This window comes from Clostridium nigeriense (genome assembly GCF_050585265.1).
GTDB lineage: Bacteria > Bacillota > Clostridia > Clostridiales > Clostridiaceae > Clostridium > Clostridium nigeriense_B.
This window is the reverse complement of record NZ_JBNOOE010000007.1, coordinates 97,251-123,717: the sequence shown is the minus strand read 5'-3', so window position 1 is coordinate 123,717 and position 26,467 is coordinate 97,251. Positions and strand designations below refer to the sequence as shown.

General features: G+C 27.0%; 34 protein-coding genes and 2 tRNA genes. 25 read left to right on the top strand and 11 right to left on the bottom strand.

Annotation, left to right across the window (positions count from 1 at the left end; genetic code table 11):
• Positions 1 to 4: 4 nt before the first annotated feature.
• From ACQPVP_RS08435 to fliB, 3 genes are all read left to right on the top strand, one after another.
• On the top strand, positions 5 to 565 hold the full coding sequence (locus tag ACQPVP_RS08435) for a DUF3867 domain-containing protein (RefSeq protein ID WP_430849128.1): 561 nt from the start codon (positions 5 to 7) through the stop codon (positions 563 to 565).
• 134 nt (positions 566 to 699) lie between these two features.
• On the top strand, positions 700 to 2,256 hold the full coding sequence (locus ACQPVP_RS08430) for an ABC-F family ATP-binding cassette domain-containing protein (protein ID WP_430849015.1): 1,557 nt from the start codon (positions 700 to 702) through the stop codon (positions 2,254 to 2,256).
• 294 nt (positions 2,257 to 2,550) lie between these two features.
• Positions 2,551 to 3,771: a flagellin lysine-N-methylase gene (gene fliB / locus ACQPVP_RS08425; RefSeq protein WP_430849013.1), complete on the top strand. Its 1,221-nt coding sequence runs from the start codon at positions 2,551 to 2,553 to the stop codon at positions 3,769 to 3,771.
• Between the two features lie 192 nt (positions 3,772 to 3,963).
• Here the strand turns inward: fliB and ACQPVP_RS08420 are convergent, their stop codons facing one another.
• The 4 genes from ACQPVP_RS08420 to ACQPVP_RS08405 all read right to left on the bottom strand — a co-directional run bounded on the left by ACQPVP_RS08420 (position 3,964) and on the right by ACQPVP_RS08405 (position 5,569).
• Positions 3,964 to 4,599: a hypothetical protein gene (locus ACQPVP_RS08420; RefSeq protein WP_430849012.1), complete on the bottom strand. Its 636-nt coding sequence runs from the start codon at positions 4,597 to 4,599 to the stop codon at positions 3,964 to 3,966.
• A gap of 172 nt (positions 4,600 to 4,771) precedes the next feature.
• Positions 4,772 to 4,847: transfer RNA gene (locus ACQPVP_RS08415), tRNA-Met, on the bottom strand.
• Between the two features lie 192 nt (positions 4,848 to 5,039).
• A complete protein-coding gene (locus ACQPVP_RS08410) occupies positions 5,040 to 5,279 on the bottom strand; it encodes a hypothetical protein (protein ID WP_430849010.1) in 240 nt (79 codons plus the stop codon).
• A 98-nt stretch (positions 5,280 to 5,377) separates the two neighbouring features.
• Positions 5,378 to 5,569, bottom strand: coding sequence for a cysteine-rich CWC family protein (locus ACQPVP_RS08405; protein ID WP_430849008.1), 192 nt, complete (start codon positions 5,567 to 5,569; stop codon positions 5,378 to 5,380).
• Between the two features lie 248 nt (positions 5,570 to 5,817).
• Between ACQPVP_RS08405 and ACQPVP_RS08400 the strand changes: the two genes are divergently transcribed.
• Together ACQPVP_RS08400 and ACQPVP_RS08395 are read left to right on the top strand one after the other, a co-directional pair.
• Complete coding sequence (locus ACQPVP_RS08400; RefSeq protein WP_430849006.1) at positions 5,818 to 6,393, top strand: TetR/AcrR family transcriptional regulator C-terminal domain-containing protein; 576 nt, start codon at positions 5,818 to 5,820, stop codon at positions 6,391 to 6,393.
• A 111-nt stretch (positions 6,394 to 6,504) separates the two neighbouring features.
• Complete coding sequence (locus ACQPVP_RS08395) at positions 6,505 to 7,491, top strand: aldo/keto reductase (protein WP_430849004.1); 987 nt, start codon at positions 6,505 to 6,507, stop codon at positions 7,489 to 7,491.
• 57 nt (positions 7,492 to 7,548) lie between these two features.
• Here the strand turns inward: ACQPVP_RS08395 and ACQPVP_RS08390 are convergent, their stop codons facing one another.
• A complete protein-coding gene (locus ACQPVP_RS08390; protein WP_430849002.1) occupies positions 7,549 to 8,340 on the bottom strand; it encodes a 7beta-hydroxysteroid dehydrogenase in 792 nt (263 codons plus the stop codon).
• 487 nt (positions 8,341 to 8,827) lie between these two features.
• Between ACQPVP_RS08390 and ACQPVP_RS08385 the strand changes: the two genes are divergently transcribed.
• From ACQPVP_RS08385 to ACQPVP_RS08370, 4 genes are all read left to right on the top strand, one after another.
• Positions 8,828 to 9,184, top strand: coding sequence for a DUF2809 domain-containing protein (locus ACQPVP_RS08385; RefSeq protein WP_430849000.1), 357 nt, complete (start codon positions 8,828 to 8,830; stop codon positions 9,182 to 9,184).
• Between the two features lie 137 nt (positions 9,185 to 9,321).
• Positions 9,322 to 9,957 (top strand): TraR/DksA C4-type zinc finger protein, encoded by a 636-nt coding sequence (locus ACQPVP_RS08380; protein WP_430848998.1) that lies wholly within the window; start codon positions 9,322 to 9,324, stop codon positions 9,955 to 9,957.
• A gap of 228 nt (positions 9,958 to 10,185) precedes the next feature.
• Entirely contained in the window at positions 10,186 to 11,175 is a 990-nt protein-coding gene (locus ACQPVP_RS08375) for a hypothetical protein (RefSeq protein ID WP_430848996.1), read from the top strand.
• A 15-nt stretch (positions 11,176 to 11,190) separates the two neighbouring features.
• Positions 11,191 to 11,451 (top strand): helix-turn-helix domain-containing protein, encoded by a 261-nt coding sequence (locus ACQPVP_RS08370; RefSeq protein WP_430848994.1) that lies wholly within the window; start codon positions 11,191 to 11,193, stop codon positions 11,449 to 11,451.
• A gap of 76 nt (positions 11,452 to 11,527) precedes the next feature.
• Here the strand turns inward: ACQPVP_RS08370 and ACQPVP_RS08365 are convergent, their stop codons facing one another.
• A complete protein-coding gene (locus ACQPVP_RS08365) occupies positions 11,528 to 11,770 on the bottom strand; it encodes a DUF6241 domain-containing protein (protein WP_430848992.1) in 243 nt (80 codons plus the stop codon).
• A gap of 437 nt (positions 11,771 to 12,207) precedes the next feature.
• Here ACQPVP_RS08365 and ACQPVP_RS08360 point away from each other — a divergent pair, with 437 nt between their 5' ends.
• Both ACQPVP_RS08360 and ACQPVP_RS08355 read left to right on the top strand, forming a co-directional pair.
• On the top strand, positions 12,208 to 12,348 hold the full coding sequence (locus ACQPVP_RS08360; protein WP_430848990.1) for a hypothetical protein: 141 nt from the start codon (positions 12,208 to 12,210) through the stop codon (positions 12,346 to 12,348).
• A gap of 147 nt (positions 12,349 to 12,495) precedes the next feature.
• Complete coding sequence (locus ACQPVP_RS08355; protein WP_430848988.1) at positions 12,496 to 12,732, top strand: phage holin; 237 nt, start codon at positions 12,496 to 12,498, stop codon at positions 12,730 to 12,732.
• A 56-nt stretch (positions 12,733 to 12,788) separates the two neighbouring features.
• Here the strand turns inward: ACQPVP_RS08355 and ACQPVP_RS08350 are convergent, their stop codons facing one another.
• Positions 12,789 to 13,625, bottom strand: a complete 837-nt coding sequence (locus ACQPVP_RS08350) for a PHP domain-containing protein (RefSeq protein ID WP_430848986.1) — start codon at positions 13,623 to 13,625, stop codon at positions 12,789 to 12,791.
• 102 nt (positions 13,626 to 13,727) lie between these two features.
• Here ACQPVP_RS08350 and ACQPVP_RS08345 point away from each other — a divergent pair, with 102 nt between their 5' ends.
• The 7 genes from ACQPVP_RS08345 to folK are packed head-to-tail and all read left to right on the top strand — an operon-like array spanning position 13,728 to position 19,116.
• Positions 13,728 to 14,321, top strand: coding sequence for an anthranilate synthase component II (locus ACQPVP_RS08345; RefSeq protein WP_430848984.1), 594 nt, complete (start codon positions 13,728 to 13,730; stop codon positions 14,319 to 14,321).
• Complete coding sequence (pabB, locus tag ACQPVP_RS08340) at positions 14,314 to 15,657, top strand: aminodeoxychorismate synthase component I (protein ID WP_430848982.1); 1,344 nt, start codon at positions 14,314 to 14,316, stop codon at positions 15,655 to 15,657. The genes ACQPVP_RS08345 and pabB overlap by 8 nt, the downstream gene beginning before the upstream one ends.
• Complete coding sequence (locus ACQPVP_RS08335; RefSeq protein ID WP_430848980.1) at positions 15,657 to 16,400, top strand: aminotransferase class IV; 744 nt, start codon at positions 15,657 to 15,659, stop codon at positions 16,398 to 16,400. The genes pabB and ACQPVP_RS08335 overlap by 1 nt, the downstream gene beginning before the upstream one ends.
• 11 nt (positions 16,401 to 16,411) lie before the next feature.
• Positions 16,412 to 16,966 carry a GTP cyclohydrolase I FolE gene (folE, locus tag ACQPVP_RS08330; protein ID WP_430848978.1) on the top strand — a complete coding sequence of 185 codons (555 nt, stop codon included), beginning with the start codon at positions 16,412 to 16,414 and terminating at the stop codon, positions 16,964 to 16,966.
• Between the two features lie 22 nt (positions 16,967 to 16,988).
• Positions 16,989 to 17,462, top strand: a complete 474-nt coding sequence (locus ACQPVP_RS08325; protein WP_430848976.1) for an HD domain-containing protein — start codon at positions 16,989 to 16,991, stop codon at positions 17,460 to 17,462.
• Positions 17,463 to 17,477: 15 nt separating this feature from the next.
• Positions 17,478 to 18,287 (top strand): dihydropteroate synthase, encoded by an 810-nt coding sequence (gene folP, locus ACQPVP_RS08320; protein ID WP_430848974.1) that lies wholly within the window; start codon positions 17,478 to 17,480, stop codon positions 18,285 to 18,287.
• Between the two features lie 10 nt (positions 18,288 to 18,297).
• Positions 18,298 to 19,116: a 2-amino-4-hydroxy-6-hydroxymethyldihydropteridine diphosphokinase gene (folK, locus tag ACQPVP_RS08315; RefSeq protein ID WP_430848972.1), complete on the top strand. Its 819-nt coding sequence runs from the start codon at positions 18,298 to 18,300 to the stop codon at positions 19,114 to 19,116.
• A gap of 160 nt (positions 19,117 to 19,276) precedes the next feature.
• Here folK and ACQPVP_RS08310 read toward each other — a convergent pair whose 3' ends face one another.
• Complete coding sequence (locus ACQPVP_RS08310; RefSeq protein ID WP_430848970.1) at positions 19,277 to 19,765, bottom strand: DUF4883 family protein; 489 nt, start codon at positions 19,763 to 19,765, stop codon at positions 19,277 to 19,279.
• A 117-nt stretch (positions 19,766 to 19,882) separates the two neighbouring features.
• Here ACQPVP_RS08310 and ACQPVP_RS08305 point away from each other — a divergent pair, with 117 nt between their 5' ends.
• Both ACQPVP_RS08305 and ACQPVP_RS08300 read left to right on the top strand, forming a co-directional pair.
• Complete coding sequence (locus tag ACQPVP_RS08305; protein WP_430848968.1) at positions 19,883 to 20,320, top strand: hypothetical protein; 438 nt, start codon at positions 19,883 to 19,885, stop codon at positions 20,318 to 20,320.
• 110 nt (positions 20,321 to 20,430) lie between these two features.
• Positions 20,431 to 21,453: a pyruvate kinase gene (locus tag ACQPVP_RS08300; protein ID WP_430848966.1), complete on the top strand. Its 1,023-nt coding sequence runs from the start codon at positions 20,431 to 20,433 to the stop codon at positions 21,451 to 21,453.
• Positions 21,454 to 21,701: 248 nt separating this feature from the next.
• Here ACQPVP_RS08300 and ACQPVP_RS08295 read toward each other — a convergent pair whose 3' ends face one another.
• Together ACQPVP_RS08295 and ACQPVP_RS08290 are read right to left on the bottom strand one after the other, a co-directional pair.
• Entirely contained in the window at positions 21,702 to 22,022 is a 321-nt protein-coding gene (locus ACQPVP_RS08295) for a DUF1540 domain-containing protein (RefSeq protein ID WP_430848964.1), read from the bottom strand.
• 13 nt (positions 22,023 to 22,035) lie between these two features.
• Positions 22,036 to 22,578 (bottom strand): NADH peroxidase, encoded by a 543-nt coding sequence (locus ACQPVP_RS08290; protein WP_430848962.1) that lies wholly within the window; start codon positions 22,576 to 22,578, stop codon positions 22,036 to 22,038.
• A gap of 296 nt (positions 22,579 to 22,874) precedes the next feature.
• On the opposite strand from ACQPVP_RS08290, the gene ACQPVP_RS08285 reads away from it, so the two are divergent.
• The 4 genes from ACQPVP_RS08285 (at position 22,875) to ACQPVP_RS08270 (ending at position 25,322) form a co-directional block, all read left to right on the top strand.
• Positions 22,875 to 23,195, top strand: coding sequence for a hypothetical protein (locus ACQPVP_RS08285; protein ID WP_430848960.1), 321 nt, complete (start codon positions 22,875 to 22,877; stop codon positions 23,193 to 23,195).
• 19 nt (positions 23,196 to 23,214) lie between these two features.
• Positions 23,215 to 23,610: a hypothetical protein gene (locus ACQPVP_RS08280; RefSeq protein ID WP_430848958.1), complete on the top strand. Its 396-nt coding sequence runs from the start codon at positions 23,215 to 23,217 to the stop codon at positions 23,608 to 23,610.
• A gap of 189 nt (positions 23,611 to 23,799) precedes the next feature.
• Positions 23,800 to 24,057, top strand: coding sequence for a hypothetical protein (locus tag ACQPVP_RS08275; RefSeq protein ID WP_430848956.1), 258 nt, complete (start codon positions 23,800 to 23,802; stop codon positions 24,055 to 24,057).
• A gap of 17 nt (positions 24,058 to 24,074) precedes the next feature.
• The gene (locus tag ACQPVP_RS08270; RefSeq protein WP_430848954.1) at positions 24,075 to 25,322 is read left to right on the top strand and encodes a Y-family DNA polymerase; all 1,248 of its coding nucleotides are present in this window, start codon (positions 24,075 to 24,077) and stop codon (positions 25,320 to 25,322) included.
• Positions 25,323 to 25,442: 120 nt separating this feature from the next.
• Here ACQPVP_RS08270 and ACQPVP_RS08265 read toward each other — a convergent pair.
• Positions 25,443 to 25,526, bottom strand: a tRNA-Leu gene (locus tag ACQPVP_RS08265).
• A gap of 240 nt (positions 25,527 to 25,766) precedes the next feature.
• Between ACQPVP_RS08265 and ACQPVP_RS08260 the strand changes: the two genes are divergently transcribed.
• Positions 25,767 to 26,459, top strand: a complete 693-nt coding sequence (locus ACQPVP_RS08260) for an iron-sulfur cluster assembly scaffold protein (protein WP_066894354.1) — start codon at positions 25,767 to 25,769, stop codon at positions 26,457 to 26,459.
• Positions 26,460 to 26,467 lie beyond the last annotated feature (8 nt).

Genomic DNA, 26,467 nt, shown 5'->3' with positions numbered 1-26,467 from the left:
TAATATTATGGATAGAATTATAGATTTTAATGAATTAAAAAATAGAGTAAATGACAAAGATATAGATAAATTTGAATCATATATTTATAATTTATATTATGATATGTCTTCTGGAAAATTAAATATGTCAGATTTCACTAAAAAAATGATGGAGTATATGGAAGAAAATAATATATCCCAAGATAAGTTTCTAAAAATGCAAACTAAGCTTATGGAAAGATATGGATTTGATTCATCTGGAATTGAGGAACAAATTAAATCTTTAGGATTAAGTAATGTTATTCCAGGTGCAGGAGACATTGAAAAAATAAGAAAAAATATGAGCTTTCAAGAAAAATATAAAGATGGAATAAAGGTTTCTACAGTTAATGGTTATTCTATAAAGAATGATAAAAATGATTTAAATATATTAACAGATGGAGAAAAAATTATTTTAACTAGTAAAGGAAAAATAGATTTAAATGATATAGAATTAAATGACTTTTTATGTTCTTATAAAAAAGTTATAGATGATAAAACTTTAAGTATTTCTATTTGTGAAAATGTAAAAGAATATGAATACTAAAATTGTTAAAAAAAATCTATTTATTTTCTTAGATTATAGTTTATAATAGGTAAGGTATGATAATAATCATACCTTATTTTTGTAAAAAATAATTAAATTTTTAATAAATAGATATAACTACGGGAGGCTAGTAAATGAGCGTATTAACAGTTAAAGATATGAGCCATGGCTTTGGTGATAGAGCTATATTTGAAGATGTGTCCTTTAGATTATTAAAGGGGGAACACGTTGGATTAATTGGTGCCAATGGTGAAGGAAAATCAACTTTTATGAGTATAGTTACAAATAAACTTATGCCAGATGAGGGAAAAGTTATTTGGTCAAACAATGTTAGAGTTGGATATATGGATCAACATGCAGCTTTAGAAAAAGGACAAAGCATTAGAGATTCACTAAGAGATGCTTTTAAATATCTTTTTGATTTAGAAACAGAGATGAATTCTCTTTATGAAAAAATGGGAGATTGTACACCAGAAGAATTAGAAAAGATGTTAAATAGAACAGCAGTTATCCAAGATCTTTTAGATCATAATGGATTTTACATAATAGATGCAAAGGTAGAGGAAGTTGCAAAAGGACTAGGTCTTTTAGAGTTAGGGTTAGATAGGGATGTAGATGATTTATCAGGAGGTCAAAGAACTAAGATACTTTTAGGTAAGTTGTTACTACAGAATCCAGATATACTACTTCTAGATGAGCCTACCAACTACTTAGATGAAGAACATATAGAATGGCTTAAGAGATATCTTCAAAATTATGAAAATGCATTTATATTAATTTCTCACGATATACCATTTTTAAATTCAGTAGTTAATTTAATATATCATGTTGAAGAAAGAAAACTAACTAGATATGTTGGTGATTACTATGAATTTAAGAGATTATACGATGAAAATAAAAAGAGATTAGAAGCAGCTTACGAAAAACAGCAAAAAGAAATAGCTAGATTAGAAGATTTCGTTGCAAGAAATAAAGCAAATGTTGCAACTGCTAATATGGCTAAGTCAAGACAAAAGAAGTTAGATAAGATGGAGATTATAGAACTTTCTAAAGAAAAACCAAAACCAGAGTTTAACTTTAAAATTGCAAGAACTTCAGGAAAGACTATATTTGAAACTAAAGACTTAGTTATAGGATATGATTCACCACTTACAAAACCTTTAAACCTTTATATGGAAAGAGGTCAAAAGATAGCTTTAGTTGGAGCTAATGGACTTGGAAAAAGTACATTATTAAAGAGCTTACTTGGAAAAATTCAACCTTTAAGCGGAGAAGTTTATTTAGGAGACTATCAACATATAGGATACTTTGAACAAGAAGATAGAGAAAAAAATACAAATACATGTATAGAAGAAGTATGGCAAGAGTTCCCAAGTAAGACACAATACGAAATAAGAGCAGCCCTTGCTAAATGTGGATTAACAACTAAACAATTAGAATCAAAAATAATGGTTTTATCAGGTGGAGAAGCAGCAAAGGTAAGATTATGTAAGATATTAAATACAGAAACAAATATATTAATCCTTGACGAGCCTACAAACCATTTAGATGTAGATGCTAAGGATGAATTAAAGAGAGCATTAAAAGAATATAAAGGTTCAATTTTACTAGTATCTCACGAACCAGAATTCTATAGAGATGTTGTAACGGAAATATGGAACTGTGAGGATTGGACAACTAAAATAGTATAATAGCTTGCTTTAGTACTATTGGATTTAGGATTATAAATAGTGAATCGTAACCAAATTAAACAGTTAAATTTTATATTTGGCCATGAGAACTTGCTCATATAAAGATACAAGAATTATTTCTTGCTTTAGAAGATATAGAATATATTTTTAATGGGACAATACATTGATTTCGGAGGAATAATATTGATATTATACCTAGAAATTGAGGCATATCTGACAAACTTAAAATTCTGTAGTAAAATAAATGTGTAATAGAATAGTTTAAGTAATTTATTTGAAAAGGAAAGTTATACTATGGGAGAAAATATAAAAATGAGATACCCAGGATATTTTAAAGAATTTAAGTGTATAGGTGGAAACTGCAAAGATAGCTGTTGTGTTGGTTGGGATATAGATATAGATAAGGCTACCTTCAAACAATATTATAAAATTCAAGATAAAGAAATGAAAAGAATGTTTCAAAAAAATGTTCATAACAATGATTTTTGTACAAGTTATGATGTAGATTATGGGAAAGTAAAGTTAAAAGCTGATAAAAGGTGTCCTTTTTTGGATGAAGAGAATTATTGCATTATTTATTCTAAGCTTGGAGAAGAATATCTTTCAAATGTTTGTACATCTTTTCCTAGAATAATTAATAAAATAGATGGTTATTATGAAATGTCCCTTGATGTAGCCTGTCCTGAAGCTGCAAGAATTCTTTTGTTAAAGGAAGAGGGAATTAAGTTTAAAGAAAGTGAAGAAAACTTAGGAAAACATATAGTATCAAGTGATATTGATACTAAATCTAAAAAATATAATAAGTCACCAATAAAGTATTTCAAAGAAATTAGAGATCTTAGTATTAAAATAATACAAAACAGAAAATTAAATTTAAGTAAAAGGCTTTATATATTAGGTGATTTTATTAATACATTAGAGGACGAGCTTAAAGATAATTATAGTAATGTACCTAAATTTATTAAAAAATATGATATAAATTTAGTTAATGATCATTATGAAAAAAATCAATTAAATTATCTTATTCAAATTGATTTTTTAAAAAAAATGTTAGAGTTTTTAAATGTATCTAAAAATGTGGATAGCTTTTCTTTTAAAGAATATACAAAGCAAATTATAGTTGGATTTAAGTTTGATGAAAATGTTGAAATAAGTGAATATTCAGGATTATACATAAAAGCATTTGAAGATTATAATGAAAATTTCATTAATAATAATAGCTATATTTTTGAAAATTATTTAGTAAATTTCATATATAATAATATTTTTCCATTTTCTGAATCTGAATCAATATTTGATGGATATATTATGCTTTTAACAAGATATTCATTTATTAGATTTTATTTGGTTGGGAAATATATATACAATAAACAGGAATCTAAAGAAAGCATAGTTGAATTTATCCAAGTTTTTTCTAAAACTATAGAACATCATAAAAGTTATTTAATTGATTCATTAGAGTACATAAAAGAAAATGAATTTGATAATATGGAATTTGCTAAAATACTTTTATAATAAATTAATCGGTAGTTCTTTTCCAATTGAATTTGAATTAAATAAAATATTGATTTTATAGTTTAAAGTTATAATTAAATTAGGATAGTATAGAATGAACCGGACCTCAAACAAATGAAATATTTGTAAAAATTTGACATGTGATAAATAAGGAAAGCTTAGTGTTACATCACTAGGCTTTCTTTAGGATATTTATTCGATTACTTTGTTTTCTAAGTTGCTACGTCTACAGTCCAGGGGGTTTAAGTTTATGTGATGTACAGTTTCAGATTCAGTAGGATTCATTATAAGTTTATCTAAAGGAATTCTACCTTGTGGAGTATTTGCAATAACCATGATAACTCCATTCTTTTTATATTGAACCCAGCTAAACTCATCAGTTATAACAGTGTGTAAATCTTCAGAAGAAATTAATGCTCTAGCATGTGGAGTGCCGTATTTATTAGTTAAGATGATAGCAATTGTGTTATCATCAACTTTTTCATAATGATTTTTCTGAGCCCTTGGGACTATTTCTAAATTAGATTTTCTGTTATCTAGCATATTTTCATTAATATGTTTAACAGGAGCTTTTTGATTAGTATTTAAAATAACTGTTTGAAGACTTTGTTTTAAAGGTTTAGTTCCTTTTGATTTGCTTATATTTTGAATTGTATAAGCATTAAAGTCTTTATTCCATTCAGCAAACCAAGTTCCCATAGATTTTATTCTTTCAACATCATCAGCATCTATTAGGAAAACTAATTCACTTCCATCTTTCTTTAAAATAGTGGCATAAGCAATGTTTTCTTTAACATCAAATTTATTTTCAAAAGTTTTATAATTCATTAAATATGTACCTTCTTTCATAATATCTAAATGAAAGTATAACATAGGATGAGTAAATTAGCTCTGTTATCTTTCAATTAATTAACATAATTTAAATAAAATTTTGAGAGAGTTAACAAATAACTCAGAAGCTTTTAAACAATAAAAAAACCTTACAGTAAGAGTAAGGTTTTGGTTGCGGGAGCAGGACTTGAACCTACGACCTTTGGGTTATGAGCCCAACGAGCTACCAACTGCTCCATCCCGCGATATTATGTTTACATATTGGCTTAGCCAACTTGTATTATTAGTATATGTCTAATAAAGAGTTATGTCAAAGAGAGATATCATCATATTGTGGAATATGATGATAAGAGGTAGCTTAGCATGTCATATGATATCAAATGCTACGAAATAGGAAAAAGTAAAAAAGTATGAGGTTTTCCACTAATACTTTTTAATTAATAATTAATTCCTGCTGACTTTATGTTATTAATATCACTTTGAGAACATGGAGTAATTGCGTAAGTCATTTTACAATTTGGACAAACAGTTACAAAAGTCTCCATTACACACTCTTCTCCACATGAACATTTTATTGTATAAGGAGTAGTTAGTTTTAAATTTGCTTTTCCTTTTTCTCTTAATCTATCAACAATGGCTTTTCCGTCTTTAGTATTTGTTCCACAACCACAACTCATAATTTTACCTCCGAAATTTTAAATTAATAGTATCCTAATAGTAATTATATATAAAATATTAATTTAAGTATGTAACAATAGTTACCTAGGAGAGCTTTTTATTTATTTTGAGAAAGTTTTTCAAAGCAGGATTTACACATGCAAGATTTTCCTCTTTTTTCTTGTGGAACCATTTCTAAAATTTCTTTTGTAAATTTCACAGTATGGCACCAACATTCTTTTTGTCCAACTTGACAATTATTATCTTTTCCACATATAGGACATGTTTTATTTGGTTTATGTTCGCTCATTATAATCACTCCTTAGCAAATAATAGAACTTTAATTTTACTATACAATAGTACTATAAATTATAAGCTTTTTAAATGAAATCATATAAAATTTTATTTCTTATTTGATTTTAGAATTGCTTTACATAGGTACGTAATTATGTAATATATAATATATAGTAATAAAAATAATTAAATTTTAAATTTAGTAGAAAGACTTTTGATTTGATATTATAAAGGTATATACAAATAAAGAAGAGGGATTTATATATGGCTATAAGTGTGAAAGAAATTCTTGTTGAGGGATTACTAGAATTATGTGAAATAAAATCTTTAGAAAAGATAACTATTAAAGAGCTTTTAATTAAAACTGGAGTGAGTCGTCAAACTTTTTATAATCATTTTTTAGATAAGAACGATTTAATTCAGTATATTTATTTAAGCAAGATAATTCCTGAATATAGTAATAATTCATCAGAAAATATGAATTTTCATGATTCATTACTAGCTTCACTAAAAAGAATGAAGGAGTATCATAATTTTATGAAGCAAGCTTGTTTAATAGATACTCAAAACTGTTTGAAAGATTATATATTCGAACATTGCAAAGAATTTGATTTAAAATGGCATCAAGAGCTTTATGGTAAAAAGGAAATGTCAAATTCATTACGGTTTGCAACTGAATATCATGCAATGGCATCAAGTAGTATGGTGTTATCTTGGATATTATCAGATATGCCTGCTTCATGTGAAGAAATGGCGGATTTAATTAATCAGCTTAGAAGTATAGGGATGGAAAAGCTATTTAAAGATGGAGAAATAGGGAAAAATCCATATATAAGATAGGTTGACATTTTTATAGAAATGTCAAGATATTGATTTTACTTTAGCTTTGTAAATTTTATTATTAATTAATATTTTTTATAATAATTTTATAAATGAAAGGTGGTAAGATTAATGAAATATATAAAGCTTGGTAATTCAGATTTAAATGTATCTCGTATTTGTATGGGCTGTATGGGTTTTGGAGATTCTAGAAAAGGTCAACATACATGGACTTTAAATGAAGAGGAGTCTAGAAAAATTATTAAAAGAGGATTAGAGCTGGGAGTTAATTTTTTTGATACTGCTATTGCGTATCAAGGAGGAACTAGTGAAAAGTATTTAGGAAGAGCACTTAGAGATTATGCAAAAAGAGAAGATATAGTTGTAGCTACAAAATTTTTGCCACGTACAAAAGAGGAAATAGAGAAAGGTATAAGTGGCCAAGAGCATATTGAAAATATGTTGAATCAAAGCCTTGAGAATCTTGGAATGGACTATGTGGATTTATATATCTATCATATGTGGGATTATAATACTCCACTCTATGAAATTATGGATGGACTAAATAGAATGGTAAAGGCAGGAAAGGTTCGTTATATTGGTATTTCTAACTGCTTTGCATGGCAGATAGCAAAAGCAAATGCTTTGGCAGAAAAAGAAGGATTTGCAAAGTTTATTTCTGTACAAGGACATTATAATCTTATTTTCAGAGAAGAAGAAAGAGAAATGGTTCCTTATTGTAAAGAAGAAAATATTTCACTGACTCCTTATAGTGCATTAGCTGGGGGAAGACTTTCTAAGTATCAAGGAGAAAAGTCCGAACGCCTGCAACAGGATAATTATGCAAAGTCTAAGTATGATGCATCAAAGGAACAAGATGAGATAATTATTGATAGAGTAGCAGAATTATCTAAAAGAAAAGGAGTATCTATGACAGAAATATCATTAGCATGGCTATTGAGTAAAGTAGCTTCACCGGTAGTTGGAGCAACAAAACTTCATCATATTGAGGGAGCAGTTAGTGCTGTTAATATAGAGTTAACAGATGAGGAAATTTTATATTTAGAAGAAGCTTATGTTCCACATAGCTTAGTAGGAGTTATGGCGGAAAACAGGTAAAATTTAAAAAGTATAATAGAAAATAAGCTCTATTATACTTTTTTCATTATTTTCTTATTATCTTTCGTAGAAAGATCCCATATAGGATATAAATTCATCTTCAGTATGATTAGCTTTCCAATTGTGAATATTAGCTTTGTTATGTTCACCTGCAATAATAGAGAATTTCTTTCCTAAGTTTTGAAAAGCTTCTTCAACACAAGCCTCTGGGGTTAATGCAGATTTCATTACTGCTTCTCCAGCAGGGCCTCCAGGAAGATTCTTAAGTAAACTAGGAGTTATTGTTGTGCCAAGTGTTATTACATCTACATCAACATTAGTTTTTGAAGCTTCATAAGCTACGGCTTCAGTTAACTTAAGTATATAAGATTTTCCAGCACCATATTGAGCGTTATATGGAGATGAACTAATTCCAGTAAGCGAAGATACATTTATTATTGCTCCACGATCTTGCTTAGAAAAAATATCCATATAATGATAGAAACATTTTAAAAATGTTATTATATTGACATTTAGCATTTGTTCATGCTTTTCCCAAGGAGTATCTTGAAGTTTTCCAAAGGTATGGAAGCAAGCTACATAGGACATAAATCCCATATCTAAATCTTTAGTTTTTTCAAATATTTCATCTGCAGAATTAGAGTCAGAAAAATCTGCTTTAATTACTAAGTGTTCAACACCGTACTTAGATGAAATATCTTCACCTAAATCTTTTAGCATTTCTTCTCGTCTACCAACCATAACAACATTCATACCTTCAGAAGCGATTTTTTCACAGAAAGCTTTTCCAACACCTTCTGTAGCACCTAGAATAATTCCCCATTCACCATATTTATCTTTTAGCTTCATTTATACCACCCCTTAATTTTTTATAGCTATATATTTAACAAAAACTAATAAATTATTATTAAGTTAAAATATTGATTTTTTTATCTTTTTTATAAAATTAGAATAAAAGAATATACATTTTTATCGGTATTAATATATAGATAAGTAAACGCATATAACATATCATATGCGCTTGCTGCTTTAGTATTCCAGCAATATGAGAAAACTTTTTTATTAATTCACTCATTAAAGTCCATATTATTTATTTTATATATTCCACTAAATAAATGGATTAGGGAATATCTTGCCATATTGCTAATGATTAGCCTTTTATTTAACCACTTTATTTTAATTGTTAAAGTCTTTATTCAAGTTAAGATTTTTGCTTATATTCCGAAAGGGGAAATCTTTAAGAGTTAATCTATTTGTTACAACTTTTTGGTATAATTAAGAAAAGATATTTATTATAATATGCTGTAAAAATTAATAAATATTTGTTGGAGGATATATGAAAATTAATATTAAATACTTACTAGCTTTCATTATTTTATTCTTAATTGAGGCTGGAATTGCACTTTTTATAAATGATAGAATTATTAGAACATATATTGGAGATATACTTGTAATTATTTTAATGTATACTTTTATAAAAAGTTTTATTAAAAAGGATATAAGACTTTTAGCTATATATTTATTTGCTTTTGCAACATTTGTTGAAGCAATACAACTATTTAATATTTTGGAGTTAATGGGATTACATAACAATAGAATACTTTCAATTATTCTTGGAAGTACATTTGATTTTAAGGATATTCTATGTTATCTAATTGGAAGCATAATTTTATTAATATGTGACAAAAGATGAAAATAAAGTGAAATATTAAAAATTTTAATTTTATATTTTAAATTTCTAGGCATATTTATTTAGAAAATTTAATGTACTAAAAAATCATCTTTTAAGGAAGAATATAATCAAGTATTACTTTTGAAAGGATGATTTATATGAATAAGGAAAAAGTTGCATATTATAAAAATAAACTTAATAAAGAAAAAAAGAGAGTTGCTGATGTCATTAAACAACTAAGTGATAATGGAATGACTAAATTTAATTCTGAGACTGCGAGTGAATTATCCTTTTATGATAATCACCCTGCTGATATGGGAAGTGAAAATTTTGAAGTTGTGAAAGGTAGAGCACTTGAAGCAAATGAAGCATCATTACTAGATAAGATAAATGATGCATTAAATGCAATAGAGGATGGAAGTTATGGTGAGTGTAAAATATGTGGCAAAGATATAGATGAAGGTAGGTTAGAATTTTTACCTTATGCAGTAAATTGCATTGAATGCCAAGATACAATTAGTGATGTACAAACTTATAATTCTAATCAAAGAGTTGTAGAAGAAAGTGTAATTGGTAACCCTTTTGGGCATAAATCTGATCATGGTGATAAAGATGAGGTGGGTTTTGACGAAGAAGATAGTTACCAAGCTGTAGGAAGATTTAATGAAATAAGAAATTCTCCAGAATACGATTATAATTATACTGATAATAATTACAATGACAATGACAATGGTTATGTTGAGGATATTGAAAGAATAAGTAATCAAGAATATAAGAATCAACTACCTGATTAAATTTTATTTTATGAAGTATAAGTTATAAAAAATAGTAGCTAATTTAAGCTACTATTTTTTTAGTTATAAGAAAGTATTTTGTATTTTTTCATTCTAATTAAACTTATCTAGCTAATAAATATTTGCAAAAAAATATTTATGATATATAATTAAGTAATAAACAATAAGTAATAAGTAGTAAGTAAATGTAAAAAAATTACTTAATATAATTAAAAGAGGTGTTTATTTATGAGAGAATTAAAATTATCACAAAATTTTTCGATGATTGCTTTGAATGCACAGGATAGTGTTAATATGACAACTATTAAAAAGGTATCACTTCATGCAATTGCGGCTGCTGTTGTTTTAGAGTCATATTTAGATGGATATTTTGAAGAAGTAGATGGAAAGTTAGTATTGAATAAATCATTTTTAGATGATCCTAATATTACCTTATATCAGGAAACTATTTTTAAACCTCTTTTTAATAAAAAGGAATATATAAGAGAGGATTTAAAGTGGTGGCTATATAAATCTTCAAATCTTTCAAGAAAGCATTTGAAAGCTCTTGAAATTGCTATGTCAGATTCTTTAAAAGGTTATGATTATATGGAGGAAATACCTAATTTACTAGGGTGTGATATGTATTATCAAACAGCAGGATTATCATTAAAAGAGTATAGAAGTAATGGTAATGAATATTCTAGAATTATTGAGGGACTGAAGGCAGATGTTCTTGAAGAAGGTGAAATAAGCGATGAAAGTATAATTATGTTATGGCTATTAAGAGAAAGTGGTTGTATTCAGGATGTATTTTCAAAGGTAGATTTAGAAATAGTATATAAAAATATGTATAATTTATTTATCAATAATAGATTTTCTAAAGAGCTTTATAATATTCATATTTATCATGGTATTGAAATAGCAGCAAAAAGTTTTTTAAGAATGAAGAAAAATGCAATTAAAACTCCTATAGGAACTGGTTTTAATTTTATATTTCCAGTACTTGAACGTTCTCAATCAATATTTATTGATACAGAAGAATGGTTTCCGAATTCAAGAGAGAGATTCGATAGTGTTAAAAAAAGGTTAGAAGAAAATGGTCATATTTATACTATTGTACGTTTGGGAGATGTACCTTTAATAAAAATAGACAATGTATTATATGAAGCTATACCAGAAGCTGTTAGAGGGAGAGTACCAATACATGGAGTACGTCTTAGAAGATATCCAATTTAAAGGAGTTGAAAATTAATGTCTAGACAGCGTTCTATGGAAAAAATATTGGAATCTGAATATGTTACAATTGGGGAACTTGTTAGAATTACTAATTCAAGATACAGTACTCTTAAATTTTATACTGAAGAAGGAATGTTACCTTTTGAACAAGAGGAAGAAAAATTAACAAGAAGGTTTCCAAGAGAAAAAGCTGTAAAAAGAATAGATGAGATTAAAGAATTAAAAAGACAAGGGCATAGAGTAGATGAAATTAAGAAATTATTATTAGAAAAATAAAAAAATAGTGTTCAGTTATAAATAATAATATAATTTTAATTTTTGTAAAATGAGGCTGCTTGAAACAGCCTCATTTTCATTCTTTTAAAGATATTGCTTTTCCTACAGTTCCCCCTAATTTTCTCCAAAAGTAATTATGTTCATTAACAGCTTTAGAAAAGTCATTATTTTCCCATCTAGTAAGTACTTCTAACATATAGTCTCTATCTTGATAATCAACTTTTTCTATTAGGCTTTTTAATGAAGTAATATATTCAGGATCCATTTCTATCATTCCCCAAATTTGATTATCTTCAGCAACTATTTTAGTATTACTCATTCTATGCATAATATCATAGATTTTTTCTATAGGGTAATATTCGCTATCTTGGATTTCAGATGAATCTTCATTAGTAATTTCTTTATCTATTTTTTGAATTTCAGATATATTTGATTTAGCGTCTAAATTTCCAGATTTAATTTCCTTATAAAATAGAAAAGAAAAAATACCAATTGCAATTATAAGAATAATAACTAGAATTATTATAAAGACCTTATTTCTAAATAAATTTTTTATGAAAATTACCTCCTTTGTAATAAAATATAATAATATTATATTCCAAAAATTGTATAATTAAAATATGTAGATATAAAAATTACAAATTAAATTGAGTTAATATTAATATGAAGTATAATACAATTAATTAAAGGTGATTTATAATAAAGGCTATGAATTTAATGACTTTTTATAAAGTTAAGTAATGAGGGGGAAATAATATGAAAGATGCAAAGAAAAAAATCTGCCCAATTTGTGGTGAAGTAATGAAAGAGTATGAATATGCATATGATAACAACCAATATGGTAAGAAATATTATAAATGTAGTGAATGTGGACATAAAGAAAATACTATGAATTAGATTGTATTTAAATAGGTACTTGATTAAATTTAACAGCTATGCTTATTTGGTTAGTTAAAAGCATTATTTAATAATTTGATTAATTAATATATTTTGTTAACATAATTTAAATATGTGAATAAAATGTAGCATAGAGGGTGATTTAATATGAATTTAGATTCGTCAAGATTTAAAAATTATGGATTATGGGTATCTATTTTTGCATTAATACCAATTATATTAAATTCTTTTGGAATAAAAGTAGTGCCGGATGAGTATCAAGCGATTTCAAATGCTATTTTAACTATTTTAGTTGCACTGGGAATTATAAGTAACCCAACTACTGAATGTAAGTGGTATATAGATGATAATAAAAAAAATAAAAAAGATAGCTTAAAAAAATAATTATAAATAGAAGTTATATGTATTAGTTCAGAATAAAAAATAGGAGGTACAAGGGATTAACCTTGTACCTCTAACCATTTTAGCAAATTAAGTATTTTATCTTCTTGAGGTATATTAACATCTCCTACAGTACCATGAGATATATCACTTGGAATGCCATGACAGTCAGAGCCACAAGAAATATATAAATTCATTTTTATGGCTAAATCTAAAAATTTACGAGTATCAGATTTAGTATTTTTATAATAAATTGCCTCAAGTCCATCAAAGCCTAGCTTTAGTAAATCTTCTACAGGAGTTTTCTTAACTAATACGGGATGAGCTAGGAAAACTAAAGCATTAAATTCCTTTAATAGCTTAATTCCATCTATAGTAGATAATTTAGTAGAAGGTACATATGCAGGACAGTCATTTCCTATAAAATTTTTGAATATATAGTCATGATTATAGGGATAGCCAGCATCTATAATAGCTTTTGCTATATGAGGTCTTGCAATAGTATCTTTTCCGTTAGATAGAACCTTATTTATATCTAATTCTATATTATGAAATTTTTTTAAGTTTTCAACTATCTTATATGCTCTTGAAATTCTCTTTTCTTTAAATTCATCTAATATAATGTTAAGTTTAGGATTATTATAGGTTTCTTTATTAAAAAATCCTAAAACATGAATTGATTCACCATTATATTCTGTAGATAATTCAATACCAGGAATAAAATTTACATTAAGTTTTTCAGCTTCTTTCATAGCAGCATTTGTACCTGATAGAGTATCATGGTCAGTTAAAGAAATATAATCTAAATTTTTATCTTTTGCCATTTGTATTATTTCTTCTGGCTTAAATCTTCCATCTGAGCAAATTGAATGGGTATGCAAATCACACTTAAACATCTTATCTCCTTTCAATTTAACAAATTATTATGATATAATTTATTCATTAAAAATATTTTAACATAGAAACATGATTTTTAATACAAAACTTGGAGGATATAAATGCTTTTAATGATAGATAATTATGATTCCTTTGTATTTAATTTAGTTAGATATATTGAAGAACTAGGTGAAGAAGTTTTAATTTATAGAAATGATAAGATTTCAATAGAAGAAATTAAAAAATTGAATATTGATGGAATAATTATTTCACCAGGACCTAAATCTCCAAAAGAAGCTGGGGTATCTTTAGATATTCTGCATAGTTTTAAAGGGGAAAAGCCCATTCTTGGAATATGCTTAGGACATCAATGTATAGGATACTATTTTAATAATAAAGTGATTAAAGGAAGAGAGCCTGTGCATGGAAAAATAAGTTATATTAATCACAATGGTAAGGACTTATTTAAAGGAGTCAAAAATCCACTAAGAGTAACTAGATATCATTCTCTTATAATTGAAAATGATAATCTTAATAAGGATATAGAGGCTACTAGTTATACAGATGACAATATAATTATGGGAGTTAGACATAGAAAGTATCCTATTTTTGGAGTTCAATTTCATCCTGAGGCTGAAATGACTGAAGAGGGACATAAGATACTAGAAAATTTTATAAATATAACAAAAGAATTTAAGGAGGATAAAAATGCTTAAAGTAAGAGAAGTAAAGATAGATTTTAATCCTCTTGAAATATATAATATTTTTAAAAATGAAAAAGATACTATATTACTTGATTCTTCGAAGGAAGATGAAAATTTATCAAAGTTTTCCTTTATTGGATTAAATCCATTTATGATATTTGAATCTAAAGCAAATAAAGCTTTTATAGATGGAAAAGAAGTAGATGGAGATCCATTTCTTGTTTTAGATAATCTTATAAGAAAATATAAAGTTTCTGAAGATATTTTTACTAGTATACCATTATTATCTGGAGCAATTGGGTATATTTCCTATGATGTTTGTAGAATATTAGAGAACATACCTGATAGTAGTGAAGAAGACTTTAAAATTAGTGATATGAAATTTATTTTCTATAATAATATTATTATTTTTGATTTGAAAAATAATAAGCAGTACATAACTTCCTTAAATGGTGAAGATGAAGAAATTAATGATATTCAAAATAAAATTAAGGAAGCAATTCATTTAGCGGAAGAGATAGTACAAGAAGTTAATAAAGAGTTTATATCTAATTTTAATAAGAAAGATTATAAATCAGCTATAAATAAGTTAAAAAACTATATAGTAAGTGGAGATGTTTATATCGCTAATATGACTCAGAGATTCTATACAGAAAATATTGAGGATTCATTTGAAATATATAAAAAGCTAAGAAGTATAAATAAGGCTCCTTTTTCAGCATTTATGAACTTTGAAGACTTTCAAATTATAAGCTCTTCTCCTGAAAGGTTCCTTGAAATAAATAATAGAAAAGTTATTACAAGACCAATTAAGGGAACAAGACCTAGAGGGAAAAATAAAGAGGAAGATATAAAAAATAGCTTAGAACTTTTAAATAGTGAGAAAGACAAAGCTGAATTGTTAATGGTTGTAGATTTAGAAAGAAATGATTTAAGTAAAGTATGCAAACCACATTCTGTAAAGGTAACAGAATTATTTAAGTTAGAAACTTATGCAACAGTATTTCATTTAGTTTCTACAGTTGAGGGAATATTAAAGGATGATGTTTCATCTATAAAATGTATTAAGGAATGTTTTCCAGGTGGCTCTATTACTGGAACTCCTAAAATAAGAGCCATGGAGATTATAGAGGAATTAGAGGGATTAAAAAGAAATATATATACAGGGTCCATAGGATATTTTGATTTTAGAGGGAATGCAGATTTTAATATAGCTATAAGAACTATAGTTAAAAAAAATAATAAGGCTTATTTCGGAGTAGGTGGCGGTATTACTTATGATTCTATAGAAGAGGATGAGTATAATGAAACTTTAGATAAGGCTAAGGCGCTAATGAGGGTATTATAATGAGAGATATAATATTTAATGATAATAAAATTAATTTAGATAGTGGATATTTCTTTGGAAGAGGTGTATTCGAAACTATTTTAATTAAGGATAAACCTATATTTTTAAATGAACATATTTCTAGATTAAATGAGGGCATTAAGATTTTAAATATTGGAGAGAAAGTAAATCAAGAAGATATTTTAAAGATAATTAATAAATATGATATTAAATATTGTGGACTTAAAATTGTAGTTACTGAAAGAAATATAGTTTTAGAAAAAAGAGATATACCTTATAAAGCTGAAGATTATTTAAAGGGATTTGCTTTAAAAATTTCTAATTTAAATAGAAGTTCTAAATCCAAGATATCTTATATAAAATCAATAAATTATTTAGAAAATATTTTAGAGAGGGAAGAAGCTTTAAAGAATGGATATAATGAAGTTTTGTTTTTAAATGAAAATGGATATTTATCTGAAGGTAGCATGTCTAATATATTTATTGTAAAAGGTGAAAAAGTTTATACACCAAGTATTAAATGTGGATTGCTACCAGGTATAGTTAGAAATTTTCTTATTAGAGAATATAAAATAATAGAAAAAGAACTTACAATTGAAGATGTAATGATGGCTGATGAAATATTTATTACAAATAGTTTATTAGGTATAATGGGAATAAGTAAATTTGAAAATAAGATTTTGACAGAAAATAAAACAACTACTATGCTTAGAAAAGAATATGAAGCAAGAATTGAAATTTAGGAGGAGAATTAATGATAGATAAGGAAAAAATCAAAGAGGGAGTTAAGCTTATCATTGAAGGGATTGGAGAAGATATTAATAGAGAAGGCTTATTAGAAACTCCTGATAGAATAGCAAGGATGTATGAAGAAATTTTTTCAGGGATAGGACAAACAGCAGAAAAAGAATTATCAAAAACTTTTACAGTTGAAGGTAATGATTTAGTATTAGAAAAGGATATTACCTTTTACTCTATGTGTGAACATCATTTTGTTCCATTCTATGGGAAAGCACATATAGCTTATATTCCGAAAGGAAAAGTAGCAGGACTATCAAAGCTTGCTAGATGTGTTGAAGTTTACGCTAAGAAACCACAACTTCAAGAAAGACTTACAACGGAAGTTGCAGATGCATTAATGAACTATTTAAATGCAGAAGGAGTTATGGTTGTTATTGAAGGTGAGCATATGTGTATGACTATGAGAGGTGTTAAAAAACCAGGAGCAAAAACAATTACAACTACTTATAGGGGCTGCTTTAAAGAAAATTTACAATTAAGAAAAGAAGTAATGAGTTTAATTAAATAACCTATATAAAGAAGGTGAAAATGTGGAGAACGTAAATAAAATTCTACACCATACTAAGTATAAATCATTATTAGAAGAACTAAATGAGTTAGAAAAGGATAGAGAGTTTTGTAATCATACATTAGAACATTTTTTAGATGTTGCTAGAATTGCATATATTAAAGTATTAGAAGAAGGATTAAATTATAATAAAGAGGTAATTTATTCTATTGCACTATTACATGATATTGGAAGAGTGCTACAATATAATAAAGGAATAGATCATAATGAAGGAAGTGGAATAATAGCTGATGAATTATTAAAAGAAACTTCTTTTAATAAAGAAGAGAAGGATCAAATTATTAAGGCTATTAAAGAGCATCGAAAAGAAAGTGAAGATAAATTATCTAAGATAATTTATGAAAGTGATAAGCTTTCAAGAAATTGCTTTAACTGTAATGCCTATAAAAATTGTTATTGGGGGGAGGAAAAGAAAAATAAAATTATAAAATTATAGCAAAGGGTGAGAAAAATGAAAATAGGTAATAAAATTATAAACTTAGATGAAAGAACATATGTTATGGGAATATTAAATGTAACTCCAGATTCCTTTTCAGATGGTGGTAACTATAATGAAGTAGATGCAGCAGTAAAAAGGGCAAAGGAAATGGTGGAAGAAGGTGCTGATATTATAGATATTGGTGGTGAATCTACAAGACCTGGAGCAAGCTATGTATCAGAAGAAGAAGAAATAGAGAGGGTTATTCCCATAATAAAAGCTATAAAAAAAGAGCTAGATGTGTTAATTTCAATAGATACGTATAAAAGTAAAACAGCAGAAGAGGCAATTAAAGCTGGTGCTGATATAATAAATGATGTATGGGGATTAAAAAAAGATAGTAATATGGCAAAGGTTGCAGCTGAATATAATGTCCCATGTATATTAATGCATAATAGGGAACCAAAGCCCTATGATAATTTAATGAAAGAAGTATTAGAAGATTTAATAGAGAGTATTAATATAGCATTAGATGCAGGAATAAAAAGAGAAAATATTATCTTAGATCCTGGTATTGGCTTTGCTAAAACTTATGAAGAAAATCTAATAGTTATGGATAATTTAGAAAAAATTGTAGATATAGGATTTCCAGTTTTATTAGCAACATCTAGAAAGTCAATGATTGGCTTAGCTTTAGATTTACCAGTAGATGAAAGAGTAGAGGGAACCGTTGCAACTACTGTTATAGGAATAATGAAGGGATGCAAAATAGTTAGAGTACACGATGTTTTTGAAAATAAGAGAGCTTGTGTTATGACTGACAAAATAATAAATAGGAAATAGAGGAATAACCATGGATAAATTGTACTTAAAAGATGTAGAAATATTTGCTAATCATGGCGTGTTTCAAGAAGAAAAATCTTTAGGACAAAAGTTTATTATGTCTTTAGAATTAGATGTAGATTTGAGAGAAGCGGCGGTAACTGGAGATTTAAGTAAATCTATTCATTATGGAGAGCTATGCCATAATATAGAGAAAGAATTTCAAAAGGAAAGCTATGATTTAATTGAAACAGCAGCAGAAAAGGTAGCAGAATATATTTTATATAATTATGATTTAGTAAATGGAGTTAAGGTTTTATTAAAGAAACCTTGGGCTCCTATAGGAAGACACTTAGACACAGCAGCTGTTGAGATATATAGAAAATGGCATAAAGCATATATTTCTATAGGAAGTAATATGGGAGAAAAAGAAGATAATATCAATACTTCTATAGAAAAGCTTAAAGAAGTAAATGAAATAAAAGTTACAAAAGTTTCAAGTATAATAGAGACAGAACCTTGGGGATATGAAAATCAAGATAGCTTTAAAAATGCAGCTATTGAAATAAAGACTTTTTTAAATCCAAGAGAACTTATGACTATATTATTAAATATAGAAAAAGAAATGAAAAGAGAAAGAATAATAAAATGGGGTCCAAGAATAATAGACTTAGATATAATATTATTTGATGATTACATAACATCTGATGACTATGTAACTATACCACATCCAAGGATGGAAGAAAGAGAATTTGTGCTATTACCATTAAATGAAATTGCACCAAATTTAATACATCCATTAACCCAAAAAAGAATATTTAGAATGCTAAGTGAGATTCAAAATCTTTGATTTTGTTAATCGAACTTACTCCTACGAACAAAGTGAGTAGTGAGTTACATAAATTGATTCAAAATCTTTGATTTTGATAATGGAAAATCATATAGCTCAAATAGAAACTCAAAACTAAAATTTTGAGTTTCTATTTAGTTTATAACGAGATCTAGAATAGTTAGCCTTCAAAACCTCTAGAAACTTTCTTTATATATTCGCAGAACTTATATAGATTATAATAATCTGGAATACCTTCCATGGAAATAGTATCTTCAGGATAGACACCATCCCATGGATAAATTGAAATTAACTTATCATTATAAGTATTTATTATATATTTTTCTTTATCAAATTCAATTATAATTTTATATTCAGGAGTTATATCTTTAGGTATTTCAACTCCATAGTTTTCATTATTTAAATCATCTATAAATTCTGGAAGGACACTATGTTCATCTTTGCTTACTTCATAATACTTATATATATTTAAATCAAATACTTTAATAGTATAATCTTCATTTTCATTTATTTTTTCTTTAATTTCATTAGTATAATAATTTGAAGTAGGTTTAGCATTTGGCCTTATGTATTGAGATTCATTAAAATTACAACCAATTAATAAAGATGTAATTAGAATAGATATAATAAAAAAAATATACTTTTTCATAGAAACCTCCTTTAGGATTACGCTCTATATTAATTTATTCTTTTAGAAAAGACTTTAGAACATTTTAATTGAAAAGAGAATAAAATGAAACAATAATAAGTTTATCTTGGAGGTATAGTGAAATACGGGATTGATATTAATAATGAAAGGATTTTTAAGGCTATATCTGAAGGGTTAAAAGACAGAGGAAACTTTATTGTTGATCTAACTGAACATGAAAATATAATTATTGGAAAAATGCTTTTGAAAAAAGTATTAATTGCTAATGTAACTAATATAGATTTTTATTTTGCTATTGAATTTAAAAATTCATGGTTTAATTGTGAAATATTTTATGAAGAGGGTACTAGTTCAAAAATTTATGGTGAAAAGATTAAGAATCTTTTAAATAGTAGATTTAAAAATACAGTCTGTAACGATGGACAGCATCTTTATTTATTAAAAAACACAAAGGCACCAGTAGTTTATGTAAAAATACCATTGCAGTATGAAGAAAAATTAGATGGATCATTTTTAGATGAATTAATTAATATATTAAGAAGTATTGAATTATGAAAAAAGAAATCTATTAAATATAATTTTATAAGATTATATTTAATAGATTTTGTAATAAAAAAATTAATTTCATAGTAAAGATAAATGATAATAATATTGTGGAGAGTAATATGAACATAATTGCAACTATAGGTCCAAAATCAATGGATAAATGGGTTATAAAAGATCTTATTGAAAATGGAGTAAATATATTAAGATTGAACTGTTCCCATTTTAATAAAGAGGAATTTGAAACTGTTGTAAGATATTCTAGAGATATAAAAAGTGATGTACATATATTAGTTGATTTATCAGGAAAAAAAATACGAATATCTAAGAATTTAAAGTATATATACAAGGTTTATAATAATCAGGAAGTATATTTTTGTGGCGAAGACTACTATAACAAATTAAATATAAAGGAACTAAAAGATAAAAAGTATATTCCAATAAGTATAGAAACGGAGAGAATAAATAAAAGTAATATTTATTCTATATCTATGAAAGATAATACTATGAAGTTTGAAGTTGTAAATAAAAAAGATGGTGTAGTAAGAGCTAAAGTTTTAAATGGTGGAATAATAAGAGGGGGAAAAGGGTGTAACATATCAGAGATATACGATAATAATAGTAATTTAAGTAAAAATGATATTGAAAATATAATCTGGGCTTTAGAAAATAATTTAGATATAATATGTCAGTCTTTTGTTGAAGAGAGAGAAGATATAGAAATAATAAGAAATTTAATTAAAGAAAGAAATAAATCTTGTGATATTTGGGCAAAAGTTGAGACTCCTGTTGGCATAAGTAATCTTAATGAAATATTAGAAGTAGTAGATACTGTTATAATAGGAAGGGGTGATCTAGTTCCTGAAGCAGGAGTATTAAATTCAGTTAGTCTTCAAGAAAAAGCCATAAAAGCAATTAAAGAAAAAAATAAAAAAGTTATTATAGCAACACACTTGTTAAACAGTATGAAAAATGGGTATTTAGCAACATTACCAGAAATAGAAAGTATATATAAGTTCATTAATTATGAAGTAGATGGATTTCTTTTAGCTGGAGAAACATCTATAGGAAAGGCTCCAATTCAAACAGTTAAATTTTTGAAGAATGCTATAGATTATTATATAGAGGAAGAGGATCATGAATAAAGCTAAAATAATAAATATAGTACTATGGATAATGTTAGGGGGATTTTTAATACTAGCTCTTTTATATGTGTATAATTTGATATTAAGATTTTAGTAACTAAAAAGAAATAATTTCTTATTACTTTTGTAACAATATTGACATATAGTCATAGTATTATATAAATATAGTTGTTAGTGCTTAACAATTAGTTATTTATCCCCTTAATGAAAAAATGATATCCTTTCGAGGATATCATTTTTAATTTATACTATTTTTTAGAAAAGCTCTCACAATTAGTTTCACTGTATAAATTAGCTCCATTACCTGAAATATTTATAGAATCAAGAGAGCATAATTGATTTTCGTTATATTTACAGCTATTAACATTACATACTAAGCAATCACAAGGTTCCCCATTTTGAAATACATTGTTTGTTAAAGTCCCATAAGTTTGACTATCTAAAAATGAAGCACAGGAAGTATTTCTATCGGTATTCGAATTTATTCCTACAATATTTATTCTGTTAGAATAACAAACTTTTTCTTTATTATGAGAACAGTTAACTGCATTACAATTTATAATTTGCATTAAAATCTCTCCTTTATTTAAAATATCTATTTAACAAGCCTTTAAAAGCACATCCATGTCTAGCTTCATCTTTACACATTTCATGAACCGTATCATGAATAGCATCTAAATTTAATTTTTTTGCTAAATCAGCAAGTTGCTTTTTACCGTCGCAAGCACCATATTCAGCTTCAACTCTTGCTTGCAGATTAGCTTTAGTATCAGAAACTACAACTTCACCTAAGATTTCAGCAAATTTACATGCATGCTCAGCTTCTTCATATGCAATTCTTTTATAGGCCTCAGCTACCTCAGGGTAACCTTCACGATCAGCTTGACGAGACATTGCTAAATACATACCAACCTCAGTACATTCAGCTGTGAAATTAGATCTTAGAGCTTCTAACACCTCAGAATCAAGATCAGTTATAGTTCCAATTCTGTGCTCATCGGCCCAATTCATTTCCTCTTTAATTTCTTTAAATTTTTCAGGACCTACTTTACAAACAGGACAGATTTCAGGTGGGGTATCTCCTTGATGGATATAACCACAAACAGTACAAACAAATTTTTTCATTAATATTCCTCCTTTTAGTAAATTTATCTAATATCTAAAAGACAATAGTATTATTTACTAAAAAATATAAAATATACATAAAATTATTGTTATAAACAATTTTTATAAAAAGGTTACTGATACAAAAGATAAAATATAAATAATATGGGAATATATCACATGGAGTTGGATAAAATATCTAATAAGTATAATTACATTTAAATAAATATAAGATTATGATATTAAGATTTTAATTGTACCTTATTTTATGATTTGTTAAAATATAGAAGGAATTTAAATACATAGGGGAGAGTTATATGAGATTTATAAGAAAAATTTTTGACTTAGTTGAAGATAGCTTTAAGATTAAATTAGGAATATGCATATTTCTTATAGTTATCTTAATTACAGTAGTAGTAAGTGGAATATTTTATTCAAATGATTTAAATAGTAAAAATTTAGCTTTTCAAGTAATTAAAAAGAATAATTCTACTGGAAAAGATACTAAAGTGGATAAAGATAAAGAAGAAACTAAAAAGAAGAAAAAATTAGAAGATATAAAAAGTAAAATAAAAGAATTAGATGAAAGTATAGACTTAAATATAACTGAAGGAGATATAGATAAAGATATATTATGAAAATCTTTATAATGAGTTATTGACTAATAAGGAAGATGAGGGAGACGAGGAAAACAAAGAAGAAACTTCTGTAGATAATACCTATAGTGATGAAACGTATTATGAGTCTAGTGGAAGTACTAGTACTTGGGAAAATAATAATACTGTAACACAAACATCTCAAGTATCAAATCCACCAGTTACTAAACCTGAAACTACAAAGCCGTCAGAAGATACCGCTGTGGATGAGAATGATAAGAAACCTGAGATTGATGAAAGTTATAAAGAAGAAGAAAAGGAGCCGGAAGAAGAAAAAGATCCCGAAATTCCATTTCCTTCAGAGCCAGGAGAAGAAAACACAGGTGATAGCAATGCTCATACAAATGATAATAATAATTCTCAATTAATTGAGGATAATAATAGATTTGAGCAATAATAAATAATATATATTTAAAATAAGGACTACCTGTTTAATTGGGAGTCCTTATTTTATTATTTAGGAAATTATAAGGTGGTTATTCTTTTGATAATCCTTATATTTTCAATAGATAGATAATTTTTTCTTTACAAAAGAACGTTTGTTCGCTATAATTTTATTAAGATTTACCAATATAGGGGTGTTATTATGAAAGTTGTAGCAAAACCAATACAAATGATAGCATGGTTTAATAAAGATGGATCTATTAATCCTATTAGATTTAAGGTTGAAGAGGATGGGGATAAGGTTATTAAGGTGGATAGAGTATTAAAAACAGAGAGGGAAAGATTAGCAGGAAACATAATGGAGAAATTTACTTGCTCTAGTGTGATAGATGGGATAGAAAAATTATATGAAATAAAATATGATTCTAATACCTATAAATGGATATTATTTAAATATTAGAAAGGTAGATAAATACTATGAATGAAAGAGTGATATTTCATATAGATGTAAATTCAGCCTACTTATCTTGGACTGCCGTAAGAATGTTACAGTTAGGGGAAACTACAGAAGATATTAGAGATATTCCATCTATAATTGGAGGAAATAGTGATGAAAGACATGGGATAGTATTAGCAAAATCTATACCTGCAAAGAAGTATAAAATTCAAACTGGAGAGCCAGTAGTAGATGCATTAAAGAAATGTCCTGAACTTAAGATATTTAAACCTAATTACAAATTATATATGGAGTCTAGCAATGCTATGTTTAATTTATTAAGTGAATATTCGCCTAAAATACAAAGATATAGTGTAGATGAAGTATTCATGGATGTAAGTCATTATAAAGAAAATTACATTGAGAAGGCTGGAGAAATTCAAGATAGAATAAGAAAAGAACTAGGCTTTAATGTTAATATAGGGATAAGTACAAATAAATTATTAGCAAAGATGGCTAGTGATTTTAATCCTAAAAATTCTATTCATACATTGTTTCAAGATGAGATAATGGATAAAATGTGGCCTTTACCAGTTGAGGACCTGTTTATGGTGGGAAAGGTAACAAAAAGAAAATTAGATAAATTAAATATAAATACTATAGGTGAATTAGCCCTATTTGATTTTGATATTTTAGAAAATATATTTAAGAGTCATGGTAAAGTTATAAAAAATTATGCAAATGGAATTGAAAATTCAGAAGTTAAAAAATATAACTATATAGAAGTAAAAGGTATAGGAAATTCTACAACTATTGCTTGGGACGTAATTTCAAAAGAAGAAGCATTAAAGATAATATTATCTCTAACTGAATCCGTATGTAGCAGGTTAAGAGTCACTAATAGTTTATGTAAAGTAGTATCTGTATCTTTAAAAGATTATGGATTTAATAGATATACACATCAAAGAACTATATCCAATTATACTGACTCAACAGAAATAATATATAAGGAATTAACTAATGCATTTATTGAAATATGGAAAGGGGAACCTATTAAGCAAATAGGTGTAAGAGTAACGAAACTATGTAGTAATGAATTCTTCCAAGGTTCATTATTTGATGATAAAAGATTAGATAAACAAAAAGCTTTAGACAAGACTATTGATAATTTAAGAGAAAAATATGGAAAAAATTCAGTGATAAGATCTACATTTCTTCATTCTGGAATAAAAGCTATAAATGGTGGAAATGAGGAATCTGATTATCCAATGATGGGAAGTATATTATAAATTATAGAATTATTACAAAAAAGTATGAGAAATAATATTGTTAATAATAAATGTTAAATAAACAAATGACTCTATTAAAAGGTAATTAAACCAAGTAATAAAGTCATTTCTTATAATTATTGGTGCCGGCAGAGGGAATCGAACCCTCACGGTAAAACCGCATGATTTTGAGTCATGTGCGTCTGCCAGTTCCGCCATGCCGACTTAAGACAAAAATAATTATAACAAAATAGGATTAAAATAGCAAGAGATAATTTTTAAAAAAGAAAACATAAGTTTTTTATAAGAAAATATTGTTAGACCTTTTGACATCTGTTATTATAGATATAGGATAAATATGCCCATAGTGGGGCTTTGTTTGTCCCGATTAAAGTAGCATAAGTTTAAGTGGAGCTATAAAAATACGATGGCTACAGAGATCTATAATTAGGGAGGAGATATAATATGATGTATTCAAGAGAAGTGGAAGAAATGTGCGTTGTTGCTAAGGGACCCAATCATGGACCTGCACCAATTCCGGTTGAAGGAAGATGGGTACAAGCTAAAGAAGTAAAGGACATTTCAGGATTAACTCACGGTGTTGGTTGGTGTGCACCACAACAAGGAGCTTGTAAATTAACTTTAAATGTTAAGGATGGAATAATAGAAGAAGCATTAGTTGAAACAATAGGATGTTCAGGAATGACTCACTCAGCTGCTATGGCTTCAGAAATATTACCAGGAAAGACAATATTAGAAGCTTTAAATACTGACTTAGTTTGTGATGCAATTAACACAGCTATGAGAGAATTATTCCTTCAAATAGTATATGGAAGAAGTCAAACTGCATTCTCAGAAGGTGGACTACCTATAGGAGCTGGACTTGAAGATTTAGGAAAGGGGCTTAGATCACAAGTTGGTACTATGTACGGAACAGTTGCTAAGGGATCAAGATACTTAGAAATGGCAGAAGGCTATGTAACTAAAATAGCTTTAGATGCAAACAATGAAATAATTGGATATAGATTTGTTCACTTAGGAAAGATGATGGAAATGGTTGCTAAGGGAATGGATGCTAATGAAGCTATGGAAAAAGCTACAGGACAATACGGTAGATTTGACGAAGCAGTTAAAGTTATCGATCCAAGACACGAATAATTTGAAGG

What these genes read in the sequence shown, in the direction of transcription:
- ACQPVP_RS08430 (WP_430849015.1), top strand. Translation starts at nt 700, where the DNA reads ATGAGCGTATTAACAGTTAAAGATATGAGCCATGGCTTTGGTGATAGA.
- fliB (WP_430849013.1), top strand. Translation starts at nt 2,551, where the DNA reads ATGGGAGAAAATATAAAAATGAGATACCCAGGATATTTTAAAGAATTT.
- ACQPVP_RS08420 (WP_430849012.1), bottom strand. Translation starts at nt 4,599, where the DNA reads ATGAATTATAAAACTTTTGAAAATAAATTTGATGTTAAAGAAAACATT.
- ACQPVP_RS08410 (WP_430849010.1), bottom strand. Translation starts at nt 5,279, where the DNA reads ATGAGTTGTGGTTGTGGAACAAATACTAAAGACGGAAAAGCCATTGTT.
- ACQPVP_RS08405 (WP_430849008.1), bottom strand. Translation starts at nt 5,569, where the DNA reads ATGAGCGAACATAAACCAAATAAAACATGTCCTATATGTGGAAAAGAT.
- ACQPVP_RS08400 (WP_430849006.1), top strand. Translation starts at nt 5,818, where the DNA reads ATGGCTATAAGTGTGAAAGAAATTCTTGTTGAGGGATTACTAGAATTA.
- ACQPVP_RS08395 (WP_430849004.1), top strand. Translation starts at nt 6,505, where the DNA reads ATGAAATATATAAAGCTTGGTAATTCAGATTTAAATGTATCTCGTATT.
- ACQPVP_RS08390 (WP_430849002.1), bottom strand. Translation starts at nt 8,340, where the DNA reads ATGAAGCTAAAAGATAAATATGGTGAATGGGGAATTATTCTAGGTGCT.
- ACQPVP_RS08385 (WP_430849000.1), top strand. Translation starts at nt 8,828, where the DNA reads ATGAAAATTAATATTAAATACTTACTAGCTTTCATTATTTTATTCTTA.
- ACQPVP_RS08380 (WP_430848998.1), top strand. Translation starts at nt 9,322, where the DNA reads ATGAATAAGGAAAAAGTTGCATATTATAAAAATAAACTTAATAAAGAA.
- ACQPVP_RS08375 (WP_430848996.1), top strand. Translation starts at nt 10,186, where the DNA reads ATGAGAGAATTAAAATTATCACAAAATTTTTCGATGATTGCTTTGAAT.
- ACQPVP_RS08370 (WP_430848994.1), top strand. Translation starts at nt 11,191, where the DNA reads ATGTCTAGACAGCGTTCTATGGAAAAAATATTGGAATCTGAATATGTT.
- ACQPVP_RS08365 (WP_430848992.1), bottom strand. Translation starts at nt 11,770, where the DNA reads ATGAGTAATACTAAAATAGTTGCTGAAGATAATCAAATTTGGGGAATG.
- ACQPVP_RS08360 (WP_430848990.1), top strand. Translation starts at nt 12,208, where the DNA reads ATGAAAGATGCAAAGAAAAAAATCTGCCCAATTTGTGGTGAAGTAATG.
- ACQPVP_RS08355 (WP_430848988.1), top strand. Translation starts at nt 12,496, where the DNA reads ATGAATTTAGATTCGTCAAGATTTAAAAATTATGGATTATGGGTATCT.
- ACQPVP_RS08350 (WP_430848986.1), bottom strand. Translation starts at nt 13,625, where the DNA reads ATGTTTAAGTGTGATTTGCATACCCATTCAATTTGCTCAGATGGAAGA.
- ACQPVP_RS08345 (WP_430848984.1), top strand. Translation starts at nt 13,728, where the DNA reads ATGCTTTTAATGATAGATAATTATGATTCCTTTGTATTTAATTTAGTT.
- pabB (WP_430848982.1), top strand. Translation starts at nt 14,314, where the DNA reads ATGCTTAAAGTAAGAGAAGTAAAGATAGATTTTAATCCTCTTGAAATA.
- ACQPVP_RS08335 (WP_430848980.1), top strand. Translation starts at nt 15,657, where the DNA reads ATGAGAGATATAATATTTAATGATAATAAAATTAATTTAGATAGTGGA.
- folE (WP_430848978.1), top strand. Translation starts at nt 16,412, where the DNA reads ATGATAGATAAGGAAAAAATCAAAGAGGGAGTTAAGCTTATCATTGAA.
- folP (WP_430848974.1), top strand. Translation starts at nt 17,478, where the DNA reads ATGAAAATAGGTAATAAAATTATAAACTTAGATGAAAGAACATATGTT.
- folK (WP_430848972.1), top strand. Translation starts at nt 18,298, where the DNA reads ATGGATAAATTGTACTTAAAAGATGTAGAAATATTTGCTAATCATGGC.
- ACQPVP_RS08310 (WP_430848970.1), bottom strand. Translation starts at nt 19,765, where the DNA reads ATGAAAAAGTATATTTTTTTTATTATATCTATTCTAATTACATCTTTA.
- ACQPVP_RS08300 (WP_430848966.1), top strand. Translation starts at nt 20,431, where the DNA reads ATGAACATAATTGCAACTATAGGTCCAAAATCAATGGATAAATGGGTT.
- ACQPVP_RS08295 (WP_430848964.1), bottom strand. Translation starts at nt 22,022, where the DNA reads ATGCAAATTATAAATTGTAATGCAGTTAACTGTTCTCATAATAAAGAA.
- ACQPVP_RS08290 (WP_430848962.1), bottom strand. Translation starts at nt 22,578, where the DNA reads ATGAAAAAATTTGTTTGTACTGTTTGTGGTTATATCCATCAAGGAGAT.
- ACQPVP_RS08285 (WP_430848960.1), top strand. Translation starts at nt 22,875, where the DNA reads ATGAGATTTATAAGAAAAATTTTTGACTTAGTTGAAGATAGCTTTAAG.
- ACQPVP_RS08275 (WP_430848956.1), top strand. Translation starts at nt 23,800, where the DNA reads ATGAAAGTTGTAGCAAAACCAATACAAATGATAGCATGGTTTAATAAA.
- ACQPVP_RS08270 (WP_430848954.1), top strand. Translation starts at nt 24,075, where the DNA reads ATGAATGAAAGAGTGATATTTCATATAGATGTAAATTCAGCCTACTTA.
- ACQPVP_RS08260 (WP_066894354.1), top strand. Translation starts at nt 25,767, where the DNA reads ATGATGTATTCAAGAGAAGTGGAAGAAATGTGCGTTGTTGCTAAGGGA.